Annotated in this window: 18 protein-coding genes and 2 pseudogenes; 12 read left to right on the top strand and 8 right to left on the bottom strand. The window is 69.9% G+C overall.

What is annotated here, in order from left to right; genetic code table 11:
• Nucleotides 1-2: 2 nt before the first annotated feature.
• Nucleotides 3-1,436, bottom strand: coding sequence for a Wadjet anti-phage system protein JetA family protein (locus tag OOT46_RS04125; RefSeq protein WP_265402310.1), 1,434 nt, complete (start codon nucleotides 1,434-1,436; stop codon nucleotides 3-5).
• 276 nt (nucleotides 1,437-1,712) lie between these two features.
• On the opposite strand from OOT46_RS04125, the gene OOT46_RS04120 reads away from it, so the two are divergent.
• The 3 genes from OOT46_RS04120 (at nucleotide 1,713) to OOT46_RS04110 (ending at nucleotide 5,921) form a co-directional block, all read left to right on the top strand.
• Nucleotides 1,713-2,927: a calcium-binding protein gene (locus tag OOT46_RS04120; protein ID WP_265402309.1), complete on the top strand. Its 1,215-nt coding sequence runs from the start codon at nucleotides 1,713-1,715 to the stop codon at nucleotides 2,925-2,927.
• Between the two features lie 315 nt (nucleotides 2,928-3,242).
• Nucleotides 3,243-4,343 (top strand): tRNA 2-selenouridine(34) synthase MnmH, encoded by a 1,101-nt coding sequence (mnmH, locus tag OOT46_RS04115; protein ID WP_265402308.1) that lies wholly within the window; start codon nucleotides 3,243-3,245, stop codon nucleotides 4,341-4,343.
• 282 nt (nucleotides 4,344-4,625) lie between these two features.
• The gene (locus OOT46_RS04110) at nucleotides 4,626-5,921 is read left to right on the top strand and encodes a phospholipase D-like domain-containing protein (protein WP_265402307.1); all 1,296 of its coding nucleotides are present in this window, start codon (nucleotides 4,626-4,628) and stop codon (nucleotides 5,919-5,921) included.
• Between the two features lie 33 nt (nucleotides 5,922-5,954).
• Here OOT46_RS04110 and OOT46_RS04105 read toward each other — a convergent pair whose 3' ends face one another.
• The gene (locus OOT46_RS04105) at nucleotides 5,955-6,365 is read right to left on the bottom strand and encodes a response regulator (RefSeq protein ID WP_265402306.1); all 411 of its coding nucleotides are present in this window, start codon (nucleotides 6,363-6,365) and stop codon (nucleotides 5,955-5,957) included.
• A 299-nt stretch (nucleotides 6,366-6,664) separates the two neighbouring features.
• Between OOT46_RS04105 and OOT46_RS04100 the strand changes: the two genes are divergently transcribed.
• Nucleotides 6,665-7,372 carry a hypothetical protein gene (locus OOT46_RS04100; RefSeq protein WP_265402305.1) on the top strand — a complete coding sequence of 236 codons (708 nt, stop codon included), beginning with the start codon at nucleotides 6,665-6,667 and terminating at the stop codon, nucleotides 7,370-7,372.
• 9 nt (nucleotides 7,373-7,381) lie between these two features.
• On the opposite strand, the gene OOT46_RS04095 is transcribed toward OOT46_RS04100, so the two are convergent.
• The gene (locus tag OOT46_RS04095; RefSeq protein ID WP_265402304.1) at nucleotides 7,382-7,894 is read right to left on the bottom strand and encodes a cupin domain-containing protein; all 513 of its coding nucleotides are present in this window, start codon (nucleotides 7,892-7,894) and stop codon (nucleotides 7,382-7,384) included.
• A 125-nt stretch (nucleotides 7,895-8,019) separates the two neighbouring features.
• On the opposite strand from OOT46_RS04095, the gene OOT46_RS04090 reads away from it, so the two are divergent.
• Genes OOT46_RS04090 through OOT46_RS04080 form a run of 3 tightly spaced genes read left to right on the top strand, consistent with a single transcriptional unit; the run spans nucleotide 8,020 to nucleotide 8,823 of the window.
• A complete protein-coding gene (locus OOT46_RS04090; protein WP_265402303.1) occupies nucleotides 8,020-8,295 on the top strand; it encodes a ribbon-helix-helix protein, CopG family in 276 nt (91 codons plus the stop codon).
• On the top strand, nucleotides 8,292-8,558 hold the full coding sequence (locus tag OOT46_RS04085; protein WP_265402302.1) for a hypothetical protein: 267 nt from the start codon (nucleotides 8,292-8,294) through the stop codon (nucleotides 8,556-8,558). The genes OOT46_RS04090 and OOT46_RS04085 overlap by 4 nt, the downstream gene beginning before the upstream one ends.
• Nucleotides 8,559-8,604: 46 nt before the next feature.
• Nucleotides 8,605-8,823 (top strand): SlyX family protein, encoded by a 219-nt coding sequence (locus OOT46_RS04080; protein ID WP_265402301.1) that lies wholly within the window; start codon nucleotides 8,605-8,607, stop codon nucleotides 8,821-8,823.
• Nucleotides 8,824-8,840: 17 nt separating this feature from the next.
• Here the strand turns inward: OOT46_RS04080 and OOT46_RS04075 are convergent, their stop codons facing one another.
• Nucleotides 8,841-9,314: an Lrp/AsnC family transcriptional regulator gene (locus tag OOT46_RS04075; RefSeq protein ID WP_265402300.1), complete on the bottom strand. Its 474-nt coding sequence runs from the start codon at nucleotides 9,312-9,314 to the stop codon at nucleotides 8,841-8,843.
• Between the two features lie 157 nt (nucleotides 9,315-9,471).
• Between OOT46_RS04075 and OOT46_RS04070 the strand changes: the two genes are divergently transcribed.
• From OOT46_RS04070 to OOT46_RS04060, 3 genes and pseudogenes are all read left to right on the top strand, one after another.
• The gene (locus OOT46_RS04070; protein ID WP_265402299.1) at nucleotides 9,472-10,566 is read left to right on the top strand and encodes a saccharopine dehydrogenase family protein; all 1,095 of its coding nucleotides are present in this window, start codon (nucleotides 9,472-9,474) and stop codon (nucleotides 10,564-10,566) included.
• A 20-nt stretch (nucleotides 10,567-10,586) separates the two neighbouring features.
• A pseudogene (locus tag OOT46_RS04065) lies at nucleotides 10,587-12,094 on the top strand (aldehyde dehydrogenase family protein).
• Nucleotides 12,095-12,177: 83 nt separating this feature from the next.
• On the top strand, nucleotides 12,178-12,519 hold the full coding sequence (locus tag OOT46_RS04060) for a hypothetical protein (protein ID WP_265402298.1): 342 nt from the start codon (nucleotides 12,178-12,180) through the stop codon (nucleotides 12,517-12,519).
• Here the strand turns inward: OOT46_RS04060 and OOT46_RS04055 are convergent.
• Both OOT46_RS04055 and OOT46_RS04050 read right to left on the bottom strand, forming a co-directional pair.
• Nucleotides 12,509-14,846: pseudogene (locus OOT46_RS04055) on the bottom strand (ATP-dependent DNA helicase). The gene OOT46_RS04060 and the pseudogene OOT46_RS04055 sit on opposite strands and share 11 nt — an antisense overlap.
• Nucleotides 14,847-14,877: 31 nt before the next feature.
• A complete protein-coding gene (locus OOT46_RS04050) occupies nucleotides 14,878-15,210 on the bottom strand; it encodes a metalloregulator ArsR/SmtB family transcription factor (RefSeq protein ID WP_265402297.1) in 333 nt (110 codons plus the stop codon).
• Between the two features lie 177 nt (nucleotides 15,211-15,387).
• Between OOT46_RS04050 and OOT46_RS04045 the strand changes: the two genes are divergently transcribed.
• The gene (locus tag OOT46_RS04045) at nucleotides 15,388-17,397 is read left to right on the top strand and encodes a DUF1266 domain-containing protein (RefSeq protein ID WP_265402296.1); all 2,010 of its coding nucleotides are present in this window, start codon (nucleotides 15,388-15,390) and stop codon (nucleotides 17,395-17,397) included.
• 9 nt (nucleotides 17,398-17,406) lie between these two features.
• Here OOT46_RS04045 and OOT46_RS04040 read toward each other — a convergent pair whose 3' ends face one another.
• Complete coding sequence (locus OOT46_RS04040; RefSeq protein ID WP_322114228.1) at nucleotides 17,407-19,569, bottom strand: hybrid sensor histidine kinase/response regulator; 2,163 nt, start codon at nucleotides 19,567-19,569, stop codon at nucleotides 17,407-17,409.
• Between the two features lie 96 nt (nucleotides 19,570-19,665).
• Nucleotides 19,666-20,481 carry a hypothetical protein gene (locus OOT46_RS04030; RefSeq protein ID WP_265402295.1) on the bottom strand — a complete coding sequence of 272 codons (816 nt, stop codon included), beginning with the start codon at nucleotides 20,479-20,481 and terminating at the stop codon, nucleotides 19,666-19,668.
• Nucleotides 20,482-20,868: 387 nt separating this feature from the next.
• Between OOT46_RS04030 and OOT46_RS04025 the strand changes: the two genes are divergently transcribed.
• A complete protein-coding gene (locus OOT46_RS04025) occupies nucleotides 20,869-21,300 on the top strand; it encodes a nuclear transport factor 2 family protein (protein WP_265402294.1) in 432 nt (143 codons plus the stop codon).

Raw genomic sequence — 21,300 nt, 5'->3', positions numbered from 1 at the left:
CTTTACTTCTTCAAATCGATTTCGTAGTCGGCGCCGCTGAAGTACTCGTTGTCGAGCCGTCCCGGCAGCGGCCGGGCCACCAGGTCGCGGCCGCGCGCGTTGCGCACCGCCTCGACCGCCTGCATCACCTGCAGCAGCTCGCGGGCGCTGCCCACCGGCAGCGAGGAAAGGCGGATCGGGTGGCGGAACAGCTTCAGGTCCTCGCGCAGCTTGTCGGCCAGCTCCTCGTTGGCGACCGCGAAAGCCTCGGTCTCGGCGCGTTTCATCGCCGCCTCCAGGCGCGCCTCGCGGCTCGGGCGCGGCTGGATCGAGACCGTCACCGCCTTGCGCCGCTGCACCGCGGAGCGCAGCCTGAAGCTCGACGGATCGAGCAAGCGCAGCTCGACGAAGGAGAGGCGCTCGCCGATGGCCGCCAGCAGGCGCTCCTGGCGCGGCAGCTCGAGCGCCGACAGTTTCTGGATCGCCGCCAGCCAGGCATGCCGGTTCTGCCCCGAGCGCAGCATCATCGACTGCTGCACCAGGCCCGCGACCCGCTTCAGGTAGCTGTCCATCGCCTTGATGAAGCCGGGCTGCTTGGATTCGCAGGCCGCGTTGACCACATCATCGATGCGGTCGAGCAGCCAGTCGTAGACCGAGCCGCCGGTGTGCTCGCGCACCGCCCACTGGGCGATGTCGTGCAGCTGCTCTTCCATGCGCTGGCGTTTCGGCCCCGGCACCTCGCTGCGCAGGCGCTCCAGCTTCTGGCGGATCGCCTCGCGGTTGAGTGTCGCGTTGTCGGCCGTGAGCTGCTTGGAGTAGTTGCGGCGAAAGCGCTCCAGAAACTCGACAAACTCGTCCCACTGCGAATGCAGGGTGGCCTCGCGCATCAGCCGCCTGAGCAGCTCCTGGAAATAGTCGATGCCCTCGGACAGGTCGCGGTTGACCTGCACCGCGTATTCGTAGGCGTCCACCAGGTCGTGCGCGTCGCCGCGCTCGGCGAGGGCCGCGTCCAGCGAGTTGCGGCAGCTGCGCATGTTGCGCTGGCGGCTCTGGCTGGGCCGGTTGAGCGACCAGAAGACCTCGGCAAACAGCACTCCCGGGCGCGAAAAGCGAAAGGCCGTCACCAGGCCCTGGCGGTCGGGGAACTGCTCCAGCCAGCCGTCGCGCAGCAGCACCCGCATCAGCAGCGAGGTCAGCTGCTGCGGGTCGCGGCTTTCGGCGCCGTTGAACTCATCCGGCTCGCCATCGGCCTCCACCGCCTCCAGGTGCTCGCGCACCACCGGCAGCAGCAGCTCCTTGAGCGTTTCGCGGGTGAGGTTATGCGCGTAATCGGCGGCCGGCCCGTGCAGCCTTTCGTACAGGGCACGCAGGCACGCGACCACCAGTTCCCGACGCGAGCTGTGCAAGGGGCGGAAGAAGGTGTGCCGCTCTCCTTCGAAGAACGTGATCGAACTCATCAAAACGCGGTCGTTGGGTCAGGCAGGCAGCGCCGGCATGGATTCCATGACGGAAAAATCGCCGCCATGGCGGCAAGGAAAACCGGCCATTATCCCAAGACGCGCTCCTGCCTCCACCACCGGCCCCGGCGCAACTGCCAACAGTTGCCGTTGTCGGCGTCCCGGCCGTGACCTACTGTCCCATTTCCCTGCACCTCCCGTGCAGCCGCCGTGCCTCGGACACGGCGGGGGCGCGGCGCCCGCCGTGTCCGGGCCATCCCGAAAAAGGAGATGAAAATGGCAATCATCAACGGCACCGCCGCCAACGATGTGTTGGTCGACGACAGCGACGATCCCAGCTCCATCCTGAATGCCAACTGGTCCGCCGGCGAGGACGTCATGGTCGGCTTCGCCGGCAACGACACCTACAACGTCAACTCGATCGGCGACGTGGTGGTCGAAGCCGCAGGCCAAGGCACCGACACCGTGGTCTCGCGCCTCGCCAACTACACGCTGGGCAACAACCTCGAGAATCTCACGCTCGACAGCACGGTGGCCGGCGCGCTCAACGGCACCGGCAACGCGCTCAACAACATCCTCACCGGCAACGACGCCGCCAACACCCTCTCCGGCGGCGCCGGCAACGACACGCTGCACGGCGGCAACGGCAACGACACGCTCAACGGCGGCGTCGGCAACGACACCCTGTGGGGGGGCAACGGCCTCGACACGCTCAACGGCGGTGCCGGGGTCGATGAGCTGTGGGGCAGCAACGGCGGCGACACCCTCAACGGCGAAGGCGGCAACGACGAGGTGTACGGCGAAAACGGCGACGACACCCTGAACGGCGGTGACGGCGACGACCTGATCGACGGGGGCATCGGCGCGGACACCCTCAACGGCGGTGCCGACAACGACACGCTGGACGGCCAGAACGGTGCGGACACCCTCAACGGCGGTGCCGGCATCGACACGCTCAACGGTCAAAACGGCCAGGACGTGCTGAACGGCGGCGCCGGCGACGACACCCTGAACGGCGGTGCCGGCATCGACACGCTCAACGGCGGTGCCGGCGTCGACACGCTCACCGGCGGCAACGGGCAGGACAGCTTCGTCTTCTCGCTCTCCGGCGCGGGCAATGCCGACGCCATCCTCGACTTCGTCGTGGCGGACGACACCATCGTGCTGTCCAACGCGCTGGATGCGAGCCTCGCGGGCGCGCTCGATCCCGGCCTGGTCGGCGTGGCCTTTGCCGGTGGAGCAACACCCGGCAATCCGCTGGCTGCCGGCTCCTTCTTCAAATTCCCCCCCGGACAGCAACCCCAACGCCGCGGGCGCCGCCAGCGGCATCTACGTCAACACCGCCACCGGCCAGATCTTCTACAACCCGACCACGCCCACCGGCAACGACGCCCTGCTGCTCGGCAGCGTCGACCCCGCCGTTGCGGGCTCCCTGACCAACGCCGACTTCGTCTTCGGCGCCTGACTTTTTTCGGCCTTCCACTGCGGTAGAAGAGCTACCGCGCGGCCCCTCCCCGGGGCCGTCGGGCGGGGCGCCAGCCCCGCCCTTCTTCGCCTTGCAGTGCCGCCCATGACTTCCGGCACTGCGGCTTCCCCGCCTGCTTGCCGACACTCGCTGCCTTGCCTGAGGGAATCGTCCCGGCCGCCGGCGTGACCGAATTGGCTGGGCGCCGCCGGCGCACGCGGCCGGCGCGCGCGATCTGAGCTACCCTCGTCAGCTCCGCCGCCGCATCGGCCTCCCGCAGGCAGGCAACAATCACGCCTTGCAGTGAACCATCTCCTGCCTGTCTTCAGCGCTTGTTTTGCATGTCAACGTCCCCGACTCCCCTGGTCCATCCCCAAGAACTCGGTGTGCGCGAGTTCTCCGACTACGCGCTCGTGATCGACGCCCGCTCCCCTCGCGAGTACGCCGAGGACCACCTCCCCGGGGCCGTCAACCTGCCGGTCGTGGACGATGTCGAGTTCGCCGAGGTCGGCACCCTCTACCGCGACAATCCGCATGCGGCCTATCTTCGGGGCTCCCAGTACGCACTGAGGAACATCGCCGATCACATCGGCACGGTACTGTCGCGCTACACGCGCGACGATCGCATCCTCGTCTACTGCTTCCGGGGCGGCAAACGCAGCGGGGTGTGGGCCGAAATCCTGCGCAACACCGGCTTCAAGACCGACCTGATCAAGGGCGGCTGGAAAAACTACCGGCGCTGGGTGCGGGGCAGCCTGGAGACGCTGCCGCCGCATCTCGACCTGCGGCTGCTGGCCGGATCGACCGGCTGCGGCAAGACGCGCCTGCTGCAGGCGCTGCGCGAAGCCGGCGAGCAGGTGCTGGACCTGGAGGGCCTCGCGGTGCACCGCGGCTCGCTGCTCGGTGCCCTGCCCGGGCGGTCGCAGCCGAGCCAGAAACTCTTCGACAGCCTGCTGCTCGAGCAGTTGCGCCGCTTCGATCTGGCAGCGCCGGTCTGGATCGAGGCCGAGAGCAAGAAGATCGGCAACATCCAGCTGCCCGATGCGCTCTACCAGGCGATGCGGTCCGCCAGGCCTTTCCTGGTCTCGGCGCCCCTGCCCGACCGGGTGCGGCTGCTGCAGCAGGAATACGCGCATCTCGCCGCCGACCCGCGCGCGATGGTCGAGAAGCTGCGACCGCTCAAGCCCCTGGTGGGCGGGGACGAGCTGGACCTGTGGGAGAGGCTCGCCGCGCAAGGCCGGGTCGAGGAGCTGTCCGAACGCGTGATCAGCGCCCACTACGACCCCTGCTACGAGCGATCGCGCAAACACAGCCCCGGCGCCTCCGACCCTGCGGTCCAGGTCTCGCTCGTCTCGCTGGCTCCCGCGCCGCTGGCCGAAGCGGCGACCGACCTGAGCCGGCGTTTCGGGCGCGCAGGCCAGACCGGCCTCCAGGCCGCCTGAGCGCTTCGACCCGGCGCCGCGGTCGGATGTAACCGGCCGGGACCTGTCTCGTCTCGGCGCTGCCCACCTTCGGGCCAGGTGGCGTCGCGGGCCGAAAGCTTCACGTCTGAAACAGCTGCGTCCGTGTGTGCGCGGCCCCGAGCCGCCCGCTGCAGCTTCCGCATGGCTCCGTTAGCATCGCAGCGTCCCCCGACGAGGATCGCCCATGCGCTTGTGGTTTGCCGCTTTGTCGACGTCCGTGTTCCGCCTGCACATCAGCACACCAGGCGCGGGCGCGGCACCGTGAGCAGCGACTTCCTCGACTTTCTGAAACCCGACGGTCCCGGCATGCTGGTGCTGGTGCTGCTCGCGGCCGTGGTGCTGCTGATCCTGTTCGTCTGGTCCATCAAGCGCCACCGCGACCCGCTCCTGGCGGTGGACTGCGACGCGCCGCTGAACGAGCTGATCGGCTCGCTCGCCGGCCTGACCCACGGTCCGATCATCGAAGGCAATGCCGTCGAGGTGTTCGAGAACGGCCGCTTTTTCGAGGCCCTGTTCGAGGAGATCGCCGCCGCCCGCCACTCGGTGCACTTCGAAACCTTCCTCTGGAAGGACGGCGAGCTCGGCCGGCGCCTGGTGGACGCGCTGGTCGAGCGCCGTCGCGCCGGCGTCGAGGTGCGGGTGCTGGTGGACGCACGCGGCGGCAGCAAGATGGGGCGCGAGTCCAAGCGCCGGCTGCAGGAGGCCGGCTGCAAGTTCGACATGCACCACCCCGTGCACATCCGCAACATCGGCGTGTTCAACGAGCGCGACCACCGCAAGCTGGCGGTGATCGACGGCCGCGTCGCGATGCTCGGCGGCCATTGCATCGTCGACAGCTGGCTGGGCGACGGCGACGCCAAGGAGCACTTCCGCGACGTCGGCGTGCGCTTGCGCGGTCCCGCCGTGCAGGCGGTGCAATATGCCTTCAGCGAGAACTGGATCGAGGAGACCGGCGAGCTTTTCGTCGGCGAGACGGTGTTCCCGGTGCTGCAGCGCGAAGGTGAGGTCGCGGTCCACCTGGCCTGCGTCAAGCCGGAGGGCTCGCCGCCGGCGGTGAAGATCCTGCACCACCTCGTCATCTGCGTCGCGCGCCAGCGGCTGTGGATCCAGAACCCCTACTTCCTGCCCGACCTGGAGGCCATCGAGGCCCTCGGCCGCGCCGTGGCGCGGGGGGTGGACGTGCGCGTGATGGTGCCGTCGGCCGCGGCCTCGGACATGCCGGTCGTCCAGCATGCCGCGCACCGCAACTTCGGCAAGATGCTGGCCGCCGGCGTGCGCATCTTCGAGTTTCAGACCACGCTGCTGCACCAGAAGATGATGACGGTGGACGGCTGCTGGTGCGCCATCGGCTCCAGCAACTTCGACGACCGCTCGCTGGAAACCAACGACGAGATCACGCTGGGCCTGCACGACGCCGCGCTGGCGCGCCGCTTCGAGCAGATCTTCGAGCGCGACATGCAGCACTGCGTCGAACTGCGCCTGGAAACCTGGCAGCAGCGCGGGCTCTGGCACCGCCTCAAGGACAACACCTTCTACCTGTTCAACGAGCTGCTCTGACGGCGGCCGGGCGGCGCCCCCCCCCGCGCCGGCTCAGCGCGTCCGCTCGGCAGCGAAGCGGGCGATCGCGGCCTCCAGCTCGTCGAGGTCGGGCGGCTTGACCACGTGCTCGTCGAAGCCGGCCTCGCGCGTGCGCTCGCGGTCCTGCTCGCTGCCGTAGCCCGTCAGCGCGACCAGGCGCAAGTGCGCGCCGCATTGGGCGCGCAGGCGGCGCGCGACCTCGTAGCCGTCCAGCTCGGGCAGGCCGAGGTCGAGGAACACCAGGTCGGCAGGATGCTCCAGGACGTGCTGCAGTGCCGCCTTGCCGCTGTACACCACCGAAGTCGTGTGGCCCAGCAGACGCAGGATCTCGGCCAGGGAGTCGGCGGCGTCGCGGTTGTCGTCCACGACGAGGATCTGGAGCGCCGAGTCAGCGCCCGAAGACGGGGAAGTGGAAACTGACATGTCTGAAGGTAAGTCGGTCGGAAGTGTAGCGACACCCGGCCGCAGACGGACCGAAAGCGACCGCGCAGGCCGACCGACACGGCCGCGCGCATCCGGACTCCTCGTGCGGTTCGATCTGCGAGCGTACCAGGGTCCGCAGCCGGCCCGGTGTCCGGCCGGAGACAGACAGCCGCGCGACGGCGGTCGCCCCCGCGTCGGCCTCAAGCCCGGCTCCCGCGCCCGCCGCGCGTCGGGCCGGTCGGGCCGGCTGAGCGGCCGGGGCTGCCTTTCCGGGCGCTTTGGCCTCACAATCGCCGCTCATGATGCTCCGCCCTCACACCGTCTTCGCCGCCGCCATTGTCCTGTCGGGGGCCGCCGCCGGCGCACCGGCGGCGCCCGAGGCCGCAGCGGCCGCCGAACCCCCCCCGGTGATCCAGGCGCCCCAGCCCGCCCGGGCTGCGCCGTCCCCGGCCGCCAAGCAGGCCGCCCAGGCGCAGGCGGGCGACCGTTGCGAGGCTGCGGTCGCAGAGACGGTGCGGGCCATGCGCGGGCGCGAGGCCGAGGACGTGCAGTTCATCGGCTCCAAGCGGGCGCTGTCGCCGATGTCGGACGATGAAACCGGCGTCAAGGGCGAAGGCCGCTACCAGGGTGCCGGCGGCGCGGTGCCCTTCACCTACAGCTGCGCCTACAACGCCAGCACCAGCGCCACCTCGGGCGTGGTGTTCCGTGAGACCGGGCGGGCCCGTGCGCTCGCCGAGGCCGCCCGCGAGCCGGACGTCACCCATGTCTCGCCAGAGGCCTGCGAAACCGCGGCCGCCGGCGTGCTGAAACAGAAATACCCGCGCGTCGGCCGCATCGTGTTCGGCTCCGATTCGCGCCGGCTGCGTGCCACCTCCAACATCCGCACCAGCCTCGAAGGCCAGGGCGGCGTCGAGCGGGCGCCCGGCATGAACGCGATTCCGTTCAGCTACCGCTGCGACTTCGACAGCCGCAACGGCCGCATCCTCAGCGCGCAGACGGCCGAGTAGGCCGAGGCGCTACACCAGGCGCAGCAAGTCCGCTCGAAGCGCGCGCAAACGCGCGAGCGCGGCCGGATCGCCGCGCAGGAAAGAAAAATCCGCGGAATCGAAGCCGGGGCCCACGGTGGCGCCGACATAGGCGAACTCCCCCAGCGGCTCGGCGGCCTGCCACCAGCCGGCCGGCACCACATGGCGCGGGCGCCGCGTTGCACCCGCCAGACCCAGCTCCACGCTCTGCAGCCCCCCTGCCTCCGGCGGCATCAACCACAGGCGCAGCGGCCCGCCTTCCAGCAGGTGCCAAGCTTCGTCCGATGCAACCCGGTGCCAGGCGCTGAACTGCCCATTCGTCAGCAGGAAGTCGATGCTGGTGAGGGACGACCGCGCCGGGCGGCCGTCCTCCGGCGCGACGGTCGAGGCCGAACGGTGGAACTCGCGGAAGTGCCCGCCTTCGGGGTGCGGCTGCAGCTGGAGCAGTTCGATCAGTTCAGCGGCGCGGTTGCGGGTTTCCTCGGGGCGGGGGACGCAGTCCATGGTGACGAGGCAGCAGGCAGGGACGCTTATTGTGGCGGGCACGACCGTGGCTGTCACTCGGCAGCGGGCCGGTTGCAGCGCCGTCCGCACCATCCCGATCACGGCGGCCCCGGCTCCGACGGGTGGTGGAACAGGCGCTGTTTCGGTGTAAAAATGGTGCACACCATCTTTCGCTCATCGAGGAGTTCGCCATGGCAGTCCGATTCAACGTCCAGTTTTCCGATGACTTGAACGAGGAGCTGGACAAGGTGGTCCAGGAAAGCGAAAGCAGCAAGGCCGAAATCTTGCGCAAAGCCCTGCAGCTTTTTCTCGCGGCGCGCGAGGGCAAAAAGCGCGGCCTGAAGGTGGGCTTGGTCGAGCCGAAGACCCACAAGCTCGAAACGGAAATCATCGGCCTGTGAGCAACATCGACTTGAACAGACCGCCGCCGAACCACAAGTTCAGCGTCGCCATCGATCGCGAAGAAACGAATGATGAACGCAAGGTCCGGCTGTTCAAGGATGTGGCGCTTTTTTTGGTCGCCATCGCCTTCGTTTTGCGCATTGCGTGGCTGTGCTACAGCACTTTGACCTCGCCTACATGGGCCCCGGAAGAGAAAAAGTGGGCCATGTCAGTGATTTCGGCGGCCGCCGGCGGCATCATCGGGTACCTGGTCCGGCGATAACAGGGCCGCGGGCGCAAGCCCTCCGCTTCTGTCGTCCAATACGGGGATGGAACGTCCCCACCCCCTGGAACAACGCGTGACCGATCTCGAGGTCAAGGCCGGCTTCACCGAGGATCTGCTCGATCACCTCAACGAAGTCGTCGCTCGGCAGCAGCAGCAGATCGAGCTGCTGATGCGCGAGATCCTGCAGCTGCGGCAACAGAACACCGAAACAGGCGGCGGCCTGCTGCGCAACCTGCGCGAAGAGCTGCCGCCGCATTACTGAGCGGCCGGCCGTGGACCTCAGGTCGTGCGGTCCGTGCGCACCGCCAGCACCACCGAGGTGGTGGTGCGGGTCACGCCGTCGATCTCACCGATCTCGTCCAGCAAGGCATCCAGGCGCGACATCGAGTCGGCCCGCAGCTGGGCGATGTAGTCGAACTCGCCGCTCACCGCGCACAGCTGCCGCAACTCCGGCAGCCGGGCCAGCCGGCGTGTCACGTCGCGACCGGACTTGGGCTCCGTCGTGATGCCCACATAGGCGAACACCGACCGGTCCACCACGTCCTGGCCCAGGCGCACGGTGTAGCCGACGACCACCCCGTCGGCTTCCAGCCGGGACAGCCTCGCCACCACCGTCGTGCGCGCCACGCCGAGCTTGCGGGCGAGGTTGGCCGTGCTCTCGCGCGCATTCGCCTGCAGCAGGGCCAGCAGGTCGCGGTCGAGCTGGTCGCGAAGCTGGGGTACGGGAGCGGGCGAGGGGCTGGACGTGGGCATGGGGCGGAGCTCCTTCTGACGAAATGCATCATAGCTCGCTGCATAACGTCGGCTTGAGCCGATGTTTTGTCGAACTCGTGCTTTTTTTCGTCAGCGCTGCTCCCTAGACTCAGCCGCAGCCCCTCGGGCAGCAAGCACCTCAACTCGGGAGACAGACATGCGTGTGGTTCTTCTCGGCGCCGGCCATATCGGGCAAACGATCGCCCGCCTGCTGGCCCACAGCGGCGACTACCAGGTGACCGTGGTGGACAAGAGCGAAACGGCGCTGGCCAAGTTGAAGGGCAGCGGCGCCGCCGTCCACCTCGCCGACACCGCCGACACGCGCCAGCTGCTCGCCGCCATGCGCGGCCACGAGGCGGTCGTCAACGCCCTGCCCTACCACCTCGCCATCCTTGCCGCCACCCAGGCGCGCGAGGCCGGCTGCCACTACTTCGACCTCACCGAGGACGTCGCCGCCACCCGCGAGATCAAGCGCCTGGCCGCCGGCGCGCCGACCGCCTTCATGCCGCAATGCGGCCTGGCCCCCGGCTTCGTCGGCATCGTGGCGCACCACCTCACCCGCCAGTTCGACACCTTGCACGACGTCAAGATGCGCGTCGGCGCGCTGCCCGCCTTCCCGACCAACGCGCTGAAGTACAACCTGACCTGGAGCGTCGACGGCCTGATCAACGAGTACTGCCATCCCTGCGAGGCGATCCGCGACCACCGCTGCCTGGAGATGCTGCCGCTGGAAGGCCTGGAGCACTTCTCGCTCGACGGCGTCGAGTACGAGGCCTTCAACACCTCCGGCGGCCTGGGCACCCTGTGCGAAACCTTGGAGGGCCGCGTGCGCACGCTGGACTACAAGTCGGTGCGCTACCCCGGCCATCGCGACCTGATGAAGATGCTGCTGGAGGAACTGCAGCTCAAGGACGACCCCGAAACCCTCAAGGACATCCTGCGCCGCTCGGTGCCCAGCACCATGCAGGACGTCGTGCTGGTGTTCGTGACCGTCAGCGGCCTGCGCCACGGTCACCTGGTGCAGGAGGTGTTCACCCGCAAGATCTTCGCCGACCGCAGCGAGGACGCGCCGCTGTCGGCCATCCAGATCACCACGGCCGCCGGCATCTGCGCCGCCGTCGACCTGTTCCGGGAGGGTAAGCTGCCGCGCAGCGGCTTCATCCGGCAGGAGCAGGTGGAGCTGCCGGCCTTCCTGGCCAACCGCTTTGGCAGCGCCTACCAGCAGTCGCGCCACGTCGAATCGATCGCCTGACCCCCTTGGAGCCCACGAGCATGAGCCACGTCCACGAACTCCTCCAGGCCCTCGGCGTGCCCGCCGCGGCCTTGAGCGGCGGCACCCTGTCGGTCCGCTCGCCCATCGATGGCGCCGCGCTGGCGCAGCTGGCCGAGACCACCCCCGAGCAGGCCCGCTCGGCCGTCGCCCGCGCCCAGCAGGCCTTCCTCGCCTGGCGCGAGGTGCCGGCGCCCCGGCGCGGCGAACTGGTGCGGCTGCTCGGGGAGGAGCTGCGCAGCCACAAGGCCGAGCTGGCCCGGCTGGTCTCGATCGAGGTCGGCAAGATCGCCAGCGAAGGTGAAGGCGAGGTGCAGGAGATGATCGACATCTGCGACTTCGCGGTGGGCCTGTCGCGCCAGCTGCACGGCCTGACCATCGCGTCCGAGCGCCCCCGGCCACCGCATGATGGAGCAATGGCACCCGCTTGGTGTGGTCGGCATCATCAGCGCCTTCAACTTCCCCGTCGCGGTGTGGTCCTGGAACGCGGCCCTCGCGCTCGTGTGCGGCGACCCGGTCGTGTGGAAGCCGTCCGAGAAGACGCCGCTGACGGCGCTGGCGACCCAGGCCGCTGTTCGAACGCGCGCTCGCGCGCTTCGGCGCCGACGCACCCGAGGGCCTGTCGCAGCTGTTGATCGGCCGCGCCGCGCTCGGTCAGCTGCTCGCCGACGACCCGCGCATCGCGCTGCTCTCCGCCACCGGCAGCACCCGCATGGGCCGGGCCGTGGCGCCACGCGTGGCGGCGCGTTTCGGGCGCTGCCTGCTGGAGCTGGGCGGCAACAACGCCATCATCGTCAGCGCCTCGGCCGACCTGGACCTGGCGGTACGCGGCATCCTGTTCGGCGCCTACGGCACGGCCGGCCAGCGCTGCACCAGCACCCGGCGCGTGATCGTGCACGAGAGCGTGCACGACACGCTGGTCGAGCGGCTGGAGCGCGCCCGTGCGCAGCTGCGCATCGGCGACCCGCTGGAGCCCGGCACCCTGGTGGGCCCGCTGATCGACCGTGCCGCCTTCGAGCGCATGCAGCAGGCGCTCGAGCAGGCGCGCACCGAGGGCGGCGTGGTCAGCGGCGGCGCACAGGCGCTGGCCGACCGGCACACCGACGCCTGGTATGCCGAGCCGGCCCTCGTGCGCATGCCGGCGCAAACCGCCGTGGTGCGCGAGGAAACCTTCGCGCCCATCCTCTATGTGCTGAGCTACCGCGCGTTCGATGAGGCGATCGCGCTGCAGAACGAGGTGCCGCAGGGCCTGTCCTCGGCCATCTTCACCAACGACCTGCGCGAGGCCGAGACCTTCCTGTCGGCACGCGGCTCGGACTGCGGCATCGCCAACGTCAACATCGGCACCTCGGGCGCCGAGATTGGCGGCGCCTTCGGCGGCGACAAGGACAGCGGCGGCGGGCGCGAATCCGGCTCCGACGCCTGGCGAGCCTACATGCGGCGCGTCACCAACACCGTCAACTACTCGCGTGCGCTGCCGCTGGCGCAGGGCGTGAAGTTCGACGTCTGAGCGGGACCGGGGCCGGCCGCGCCGGCCGTCCCGCATGCCGGCGCGCCCTCCCGGGCGCCGTTCCTTCCCTCTGGAGTTGTCCCATGGCCGACACCGGCTTGTTCCGTCTCGTCGGCGCCCTGCTCGGCGCCGACGCCGCCGCCCGCTGCTTCTCGCGCGTCTTCATCGCGCCCGCGCTGCTGCGCCCGGCCACCGCCCGCCTCTCGCGCGCCGAACTGGCGCAGGCGCTCAACCTGCTGCTGTTCGACGACCTGCTGCAGCGTGTGCCGGTGGCGCGGGACTACGTCGAGGACGTGCACGCCGCTGCTGGACCTGGCCTTCGACACGGGCAACGCGACCGGCATCTTCCAGATGACGCGGCTGGAGGCCGGCACCGATACCTCTTGAGCGACACGCGCGCGCACGCCGCGAGGCTCATTGGGTAACCTCCGTGCTGCGCACTGCGGTGCGAGCCCCTTCGGGCGGCCGGGTCCAGCGCTCCGGCTTCCACCAGGCAGGCAGCAGTCGACGCACCTTGGACTGCGCGAAGCGATCGTCGATCAGGAACACCACACCCTGGTCTTCCGGCGTGCGGATCACGCGGCCCGCCGCCTGCACCACCTTCTGCAGGCCCGGGTAGAGATAGGTGTAGTCGTGACCCGCGCCGAGGCGCTCGTCCAGGCAGCGTTTCATCTGCTCGTTGACGGGGTTGAGCTGCGGCAGCCCCAGGGTCGCGACAAAGGCGCCCACCAGCCGGCGCCCCGGCAAGTCCACCCCTTCGGCGAACGCCCCGCCGAGCACGGCGAAACCGATGCCGCGTCCATCGGCGTGAAAGCGCGCCAGGAACTGCTCACGCTCGGTTTCGTCCATGCGTGCGGACTGCTCCCACACCGGGCAGCCGGGAAGGCGCTCGCGCAAGGCTGCCGCGACTTGCCGCAGGTAGTCGAAGCTGCTGAAAAACGCCAGGTAGTTGCCCGGGGCGGCCTGGTATTGCGCAGCGATCAGCTCGGCGATGGGCGCGAGCGATCCTTGCCGGTCCGGGTAGCGGGTCGAGATGTGGTCCACCACCCAGACCGCCAGCTGCTCGGCCCGGAAGGGCGAGGCCACCTCGACCCTCGCGGTGTTCTCCGGCAGCCCGAGCATGTCGGCGTAAAACAGCGCCGGGCTGAGCGTGGCCGAGAACAGCGCGACCGAACGCGCCGCCTGGAAGCGCGGCTGCAGGAACGGCGCCGGCACCACATTGCGCAGGCACAGCAGGCTGCGGCGCCGGCCCCCGGCGCGGAGGCCCCCCGGCTCCAGCGTGACATCGAAGATCGAGTGGGTGCCAAAACTGTCGGCCAGGCGGGCGAAGTGCAGCGCGGCGAAATGAAAGTCCTGCAGCCCGGGGCTGGTCGCCGCCGGCTGCTCGGCCAGGTGCTCGGCGATGGCGACGCTGGCCTTCTGCAGGGCGGCCAGCAGACGCTCGGGCGGCTCGGGATGCGCCTGGTAGGGCAACAGCTGCTCCTTGTGCAAGGCGTTCCAGGCCCGGTTGACGCCGTCCAGCACCTTTTTCAGCGAGGCCGGTGCCGCCGCGCGCAGCGCGTCGAAAGCCGGCTTGCGCAGCTCGGCGCTGTACATGCCGCGGGCCCGCTCAACCAGGTTGTGGGCCTCGTCCACCAGCACGCCCACGCGCCACTGGTTGGCGAGCGTCAGACCGTGCAGCATCGCGCTGCCGTCGAAGTAGTAGTTGTAGTCGCCCACCACCACGTCGGCCCAGCGCGCCAGCTCCTGACCCAGGTAGTAGGGACAGACCTGGTGGGCCAGCGCCACCTCGCGCACCGCCGCCTTGTCCAGCGTGGTCGCGGCGCCGAGGGCGACTGCCGCGCTGCGCGCGGCCGGCAGCCGGTCGTAGAAGCCCCGCGCCAGCGGGCAAGACTCGCCATGGCAGGCGAGCTCCGGGTGCTCACAGGCCTTGTCGCGCGCCACCAGTTCCAGCACGCGCAAGGGCGTGGCCGAAGCCGGCCCCGCGATCGCGCGGGCCGCCTCCAGGGCCAGCCGTCGCCCCGAGGTCTTGGCAGTGAGGAAAAACACCTTGTCCAGCGCCTGGGTCGGGCAGGCCTTGAGCAGCGGAAACAGGGTGCCCACGGTCTTGCCGATGCCGGTGGGCGCCTCGACCGCCAGGCAGCGGCCGCTGCTGGCCGCCCGGTAAACCGCCTCGGCCAGCTCGCGCTGGACCCGGCCGGAAACCGCCGTGAGGAAAACCCAGGCCCGCCAGCGCCGCATCGCGCCCGGCGCGGTGCGCCAGCTCCTGCACGGCCCACTGCAGGAAACGCTCGCACTGCAGTTCGAAGTGCTGCCGCAACACCTCGGCCGGGTGGCGCTCGGCGAAGACGGTCTCCTCGGCGCTGCCGACATCGAAATACACCAGTGCCAGCTCGACCTCGGCCAAACCCAGCTGCCGGCACAGCAGCCAGCCGTAGACCTTGAGCTGGGCCCAGTGCAGCTGGCGATGATTCACGGGCTGGCGCGCCAGGTCGCCACGGAAGGTCTTCACCTCCTCCAGCCGGCCGCGCGCTGCGTCCCAGCCGTCGGCGCGGCCGCGCACCGACAGCTCCTTGTACTCGCCGACCAGGCTCAGCTCGGCCCGGTAGCCGGCGCCGCGACGCGCGGCGACGGCGGCATGGCCGGCGATGCCCTCTTGCGCGGTGGGCGACGGCGTGAAGCGCAGGTCGAGGTCACCCTGCTTGGCGGCGAACTCGCACAGCTCACGGACGGCGACGGTGTACTGCGTCACGAACTGCACCCCGTGCGTGCGGGCCAGTGCCTCAGCCGCGGCCCGCGTCCCGGCCGCGCGCCCGGGCCAGGGCCGCGCTCTCCTTCTTGAGCGGCCCGCCGACCGGGCAGAAGGTGGCGAGGTAGTTGCTCAGCTGGCCCATCAGGTTGTCGTCGGCCAGGCTGTAGTGGACGAACTGGCCGCGCTTCTCACTGTTCACCAGGCCGGCGTTCTCCAGCACCTTGAGGTGCTTGCTCAGCGAAGGTTTGGTCATCTCGAAGCGCGCGGCGATTTCACCCGCCGTCAGCGATGTTTCAGAGAGATACGCGAGGATCTGGCGGCGCGGCGCCGATGCCAGTGCCGTGAAAACCTTGTCGATATTCATGAGCCCGCTCCACAGGAGGCCGCGACAGTGAAGATCGTCGCGCCGATACTTAGCTAATTAACTAAACGGAGGCATGATAACAGCCGGGTTCCATCCCCCGCACGGGGGTGCGTAAGCCCCGCCTGCCGGGCCGACAATGGCAGGCGCGTCCGCGTTCACCCATCTTCCGTCTCACCCATGAAGCCCTTCCCTTCGCGCCCGCGGCCTCTCGCTGCAGCCGCCTTCCTCGCTGCCTGCAGCACCAGCGCCCGGGCAGCCGGCCCGGTCCCCGACTGGGTCGGCATCGGCGTGATGGCCGGCATGCTGGGCCTGGTCAGCTTCGCGGTGGGCTTCCATGTCCGGCGTTTGGTGCGCTCGCTGCGGCGGCGGCGGCTCGACCGTCGTTGTCCGTGGCCGGCGGCTGCCTGGCAGGGCCCGGGGCAGGCGCTGTCTGCCCGGCTGCTGGGCTTTGGCGCGGTGATGACGGCGAATGCCGGGCTCGCCCCGGAGCGGCTGCAGGCCCGCCTGGCGCAGGCGGCCGAGAAGGAAGGCCTGCAGCAATGGTGGGGCATCGTCGACGGCGACAGCGCGCGCAAGTGCATCGACGATCTGATCGATGCCGCCCGCGCGCCGCAGCGCGGCGCCGACGCGATGCTCGCGGTGCTCAACAGCGGCCAGCCGGGGAGCGAGCTGCAAACCTGGCTGGACGAGCTCTACGGCCGGCGCGGTTATCTGGAAGCCCCGGACGAGGAGCCCCCGCCCTTCACCGCCGAGGAGGCGGCGCAGAGCCCGCGCGTGCCGGCCAGCTGCCGCGGCCAGGCCGCCGACCTGGCCAACTTCTGCCTGCTCGAGCGCGGCTGCAGCACGCTGGCCGAGGCTCGCAAGCACCTTGCGGCGGCGGTGCAGGCCACGGCGCGCGCCCGCGACCTCGTCCACGACGCCTTCGGCGCGGCGGCTGCCGGCCGCTGTGACACCACCGCTGCCTATGACTTGGAGCGCGCTGCCTACCTGGCGCGCATCTGCTGCAACCTCGGCTACCTGCATCCGCGCGAGGCCTGGAGCTGCCTGCAGCGCGCGGCCCTGGCGGCGCGGCGTTTCCCCGACTGGGACACCTACCTGCTTTCGCTGCTCTACGGGCGCGGCGTGTGGATGGGTTTCAACGCCGACGAGTTCGCCGAGGCCCTGCACCGCTACAAGGCCAGGCGCGACAACCTGTGGAGCCGCCATCCGCTGCCCGAGGTCTGTGCCACCGAGTGGCCGCTGGACTTCTACGCGCAGGACTGGGGACGCGACGCCGCGCTGCCCTACGCCCGCGCCTGGGCGGCCGCGTCGCTGTGTGTCGACCATCTGGCTGTCGGCGAGCTGCCGCGCGGCCGGGCCCTGCTCGACGTGGTGGCCGCGATGAAGGACCGGCCGGGCGAGCCGCCCCGCATCGCCGGCCTGCACGCCTGGGCCACCAAGGAATTGCGCAGCGCCCTGGCGGCCGCCGGCCGGCTGGCCGAGGCGCAGGCGGCCTGCGCCTCGCTGGAAGCGCTGGCCCGGCACCATCCCGACTCGCAGCAGGTGGCGCGCAGCCTGGCGCTGGCCGCCGCCCAGATGGCGAACGACCTGTCCGCGCAGGACGACGCGCTCAGCCACATCGACGCGATCTCGGCCCTGCTGGCGACGGCCGAACGGCTGGCACGCCGCTTCCCGCGCGACCCCTTGTGCGCGGCCATGGCGAGCGGCATTGCCGCCGACCTGGCCTTGCTGTCGCAGCAGGCGGGCCAATGGAGCGGCGTGCGGGCGGTGTTCCGGCTGGCCGCCGACATGGAGGCCCTGCACCCGGCCGACGCCTTCGTGGCCGGGCGCTTCGCGACGGTGGCCGCGGCGCTGCAGATCGGCGAACTGAGCCAGGGCCGCCTGCACAAGGCGCGCGACCTCTACAACCAGATCGCCATGGTGGCGCATCGCCATCCCGGCGATGCCCAACTCGCCGCCGCGCATGCCGGCGCGGCGCAGCGTCTGGCCCGCGCCTATCTGCACGAGGAGCTCGACAGCGAAGCACACGAGATGCGCTCGGTGCTCGCCGGCATCGTCGGCCGCCATCCCGCCGACGCGGGCTTGAGCGCGCTGGAGCTTGAACTCGATGCCCTGTTCCGCGGTCTGGCCGATGGCGGCGACGAGGAGCCGCGTGCGCAGCTGGCGCGCAACCGGGCCCTGCACTAGTTCAGGGGACTAGGAGGAGCCGGTCGACCCGTCGGCCGCCGGGCGACCCGGCAGCAGCTGGCGGATCTTCCGGGCCAGCTCCTCGCGCCGGTAGGGTTTGCTGATGAGGTGCACGCCGGGGTCGAGGCGGCCGCCGTGCACGATGGCCTCCTCGGTATAGCCGGAGGTGAACAGCACCCGCAGCTGGGGCAGCAGGGCCTGCGCCTGACGCGCCAGCTCGGGACTGCGCAGCGGCCCCGGCATCACGACGTCGGTGAACAGCAGGTCGATCGGGATGCCGCTCTGCACGATGGCCAGCCCGCTCTGGCCGTCGTGGGCCTTGAGCACACGGTAGCCCAGCTCCGAGAGCGTCTCCACTGTCGTGGCGAGCACCTCCGGATCGTCCTCGACCACCAGGATGGTCTCGTCGCCGCCCCGGACCGGCCCCGTGGCCGGCTTGTCGCTGCGGGTGTCATCCTCCAGCGCACGCGGCAGGAACACCTTGACGGTGGTGCCGTGGCCCGGCTCGCTGTAGATCTTCACGTGCCCGCCGCTCTGGGTGACGAAGCCGTACACCATGCTGAGGCCCAGCCCGGTGCCCACGCCCTCCGGCTTGGTCGAGAAAAACGGCTCGAAGGCGCGCTCCAGCACCTCCGGCGGCATGCCGCTGCCCGTGTCGGTGACCGCCAGCAGCACGTACTCGCCCGGCCGCACATCGGCCTGCGAGCGGGCGTAGTGCTCGTCCAGCACCGCGTTCTCGCAGGCCACTGTCAGCTTGCCGGCCTCGCCCATCGCGTCGCGCGCGTTGATCGCCAGGTTGAGCACCACGTTCTCGAGCTGGGAGGGATCGGCGAAGGTGTTCCACAGATCGTCCGCGACCTTCACCTCCAGCTCGACCGTCTCGCCCAGCACACGCCGCAGCAGGTCATTCATGCCGCGCATCACGCGGCCCAGCGCCAGGGTGCGGGGCTCCAGCGGCTGGCGCCGCGCGAAGGCCAGCAGCTGGCCGGTGAGCTTGGACCCGTTGGCCACCGCGTTGTCGGCCACACCCAGCCAACGTTGCGCGGTGGCGTTGCCGCTGGTGAGACGCTTGAGCAGGTGCAGGCTGTTGCCGATCACCTGCAGCAGGTTGTTGAAATCGTGCGCCACCCCGCCGGTGAGCCGGCCCAGCGCTTCGAGCTTCTGCACGTGCTGCAGCTGCGCCTGGGTCTCGGCCCGCTGGGCTTCGCTGCGCTCCAGCGCCTCGGTGCGCTCGCGCACCAGCGCTTCGAGCTGCGAGCGGTAGCGGTTCATCTCCTCCTGGGCACGACGCTGCTCGGTGATGTCCTGACCCTGGGCGAAGATGCCCGAGACGTTGCCGCCGGCGTCCAGCACCGGCTGGTAGACGAAGTCGAGATAGCGCTCCTCGAGCGCGGCCTCGGGCTCGCGCTGTACCTCGACCCGCATGCCGCGGCCGACGAAGGCCTCGCCGGTCTCGTAGACACGGTCCAGCAGCTCGAAAAAGCCCTGCCCGGCAACCTCGGGCAAGGCCTCGCGCGCGGGCTTGCCGACGATGTCGCGATGGCCCACCAGCTGCACATAGGCCTGGTTCACCAGGTCGAACACATGCGACGGCCCGCGCATCACCGCGATGAAACCCGGCGCCTGCTCGAACAGCCGGCGCAAGTGGCGATGCTGCATGTCCAGCACCTCGTGCGCCGCCTGTACCGCCTGAGCGCGCTTGAAGACCCCGCCTTCGATCTCGTTGGCGCGCGCCTGCTCGACGGCGCGCAGGGCCTTCTTGAGCTGCTGCAGCTCGGTCACGTCCACGGTGTGCTGCAGCACCGCCACCACCTCGCCCGCGTCGTCCAGCACGGGGGTGTGGGTGGCACTCCAGTAGCGCTCCTCGAACACGGTACGGCCGTCGCGCTGCTGCGGGATCGCGTAGCGGATCAGCGCCAGGTGGTGGGGCCGCCGCTGTTGCAGGGCCTGTTCGAGCGAATCGCGCAGCTGCGCCACGCTGGCATCGTCGGGATCCGCCGGGTTGCCGGGGAAGGCCTCGAACATGTTGCGGCCGATCAGCTCGTCGCGCGTGCGCGAGGTGACGGCGAGGTAGGCGTCGTTCGCGTCGACGATGGTCCACTGCGGGTCCAGCACCGTGTAGGCGTTGGGCGACAGTCTGAACAGCAAGCTGTGGTTGATGCGGTGGGGCATGGGAGGGCAGTGACCCGCAGGGCGGCAGGGTCGGTGACCCCGGCGCGAACGCCCATGCGACGCATGAGCGGCGATTATAGGAGCCCGCGGCGGGCCTCAGCCGGCCCCGCCGTCCCAGTAAGCGCCTGCGTAGCCCCGATAGGGGTTGCCGTACACGCGCCGACCGGCCTCGCGGTGTTCGGCCATGAAGGCCTCGACCGACTCGGGCCCGCCACCCTTGTACATCTCCTTGAGCACGCCGTCGGGCAGCAGGGCCCGGTAGCGCACCGGCATGCCGGCATAGGCCGCGCCCTCGGCGAGGTCGACAGGAATCTCGGTGGGGTCCAGGAAGCGGCTCTCGCCGAATTCGCTGTCATGGTGGCGGCGCACGCGCTGAGCTGCGTCGAGAATGCCCTCGACGACGTCACTGAGCGTGCGGCCGCTGATCTTGGCCCGCCAGGAGGCGCGCAGGAACAGCAGTTCACCCGGATCGACACCGGGGCAGGCGCCCTGGTAGGCCGCCGTCAGGCAGTGGTCGCCGGCAGCCAGCAGGCGCTGGGTCTCGGTGGGCTCGCGCTCCAGCAGCATCAGCACCTGGCCCAGCGAGGCGCCGCGCAGGTAGTCCTCGGGTGGCACGGTGTAGCCGGGGTCGCCGGGATGGTGGTGGTCTACCCTGAGCGCCGCCTCGCGCCCCGGCAGGCCACACTCGACAAGCACCAGCGGCGCCTTGGGCAGCAGCAGCGCGGGCCGGTGCACGTTGTCGGGCCCGACCTTCACGACCCCGTCGGCCGCATAGGCGGTTTGCGGGCTGCAACGCCGCCCTGCCCTGGCGGCATGCAGGCAGACCAGCTTCTCATCCTCGAGCAGGCGCTCGATCTCCCGCATCTCGGGGTCCTGAGCGCCCAGCACGAAGGTCGAGTCCTTGTCGATCAACAGCCACTCCTTGTTGTCTTGTACGGCCGGTACGGGGGACGGCGGTTCCATCCACGCGGACCTCGCGGCGATCCTCGGCGTCCGGTTCAAGCCCTGTGGATCTGCGCCTGCCCTGCCTGAGCCTCCCTGGCATCGAATCGCGCCTGGGCCGCCAGCGTCCGCACGATGGTCTTGACCGACCAGGCGCGCAACAGCAAGCCGGCCCAGGGCCCTTCGACGTCGTTCCCACCATCGTGGTTTCCTCCGGGTATCCAGTCACCTTGCGGTATCCGATTGATACCGCCTCCCTGTCACGCCAGCATAGCGTCAGTCGAAGGAAGGGCCCGGGCTGTCCATCGCTCCACGCCCCCGCCTCCATCGCGCCATACCGACATGAAAGGAAAAACCATGAATCCATCTTCTTCAGACCGTCCGGCTCGAGCGCTCGTCGCGCATGCCTTCGATCGTTTCGCTGCGGGCGAGCTGGAGCCGCTCATGACCCTGCTGGCCGACGATGTGGTCTGGGAGGTCAAAGGCAGCACGAGCTGGTCCGGCGTCTATACGGGAAAGGATGCGCTGACTCAACAGCTGTTGTCCCCCCTCTTTGCTGCTCTTTCGGCTCCGCTGGTCCCGCGAGCGATACGCATCTATGCGGACGGCACGGCCGTGATCGTCGAATGGAAAGGGGACGCTCTGACACAGGCAGGACAGCCCTATCGAAACGACTATTGCTGGATCTGCGAGATGAACGGAGAAAAGATCGCTCGCGTCAGCGAATACCTGGACACGGCCCTGGTCGAAACAGTCCTCGGAGACAAGAACCCCGGCGCTGCGCGATGA

The sequence above is a fragment of the Aquabacterium sp. A7-Y genome, from assembly GCF_026153205.1.
Taxonomy (GTDB): domain Bacteria; phylum Pseudomonadota; class Gammaproteobacteria; order Burkholderiales; family Burkholderiaceae_C; genus Caldimonas.
This window is presented reverse-complemented; position numbering and strand designations above follow the sequence as displayed.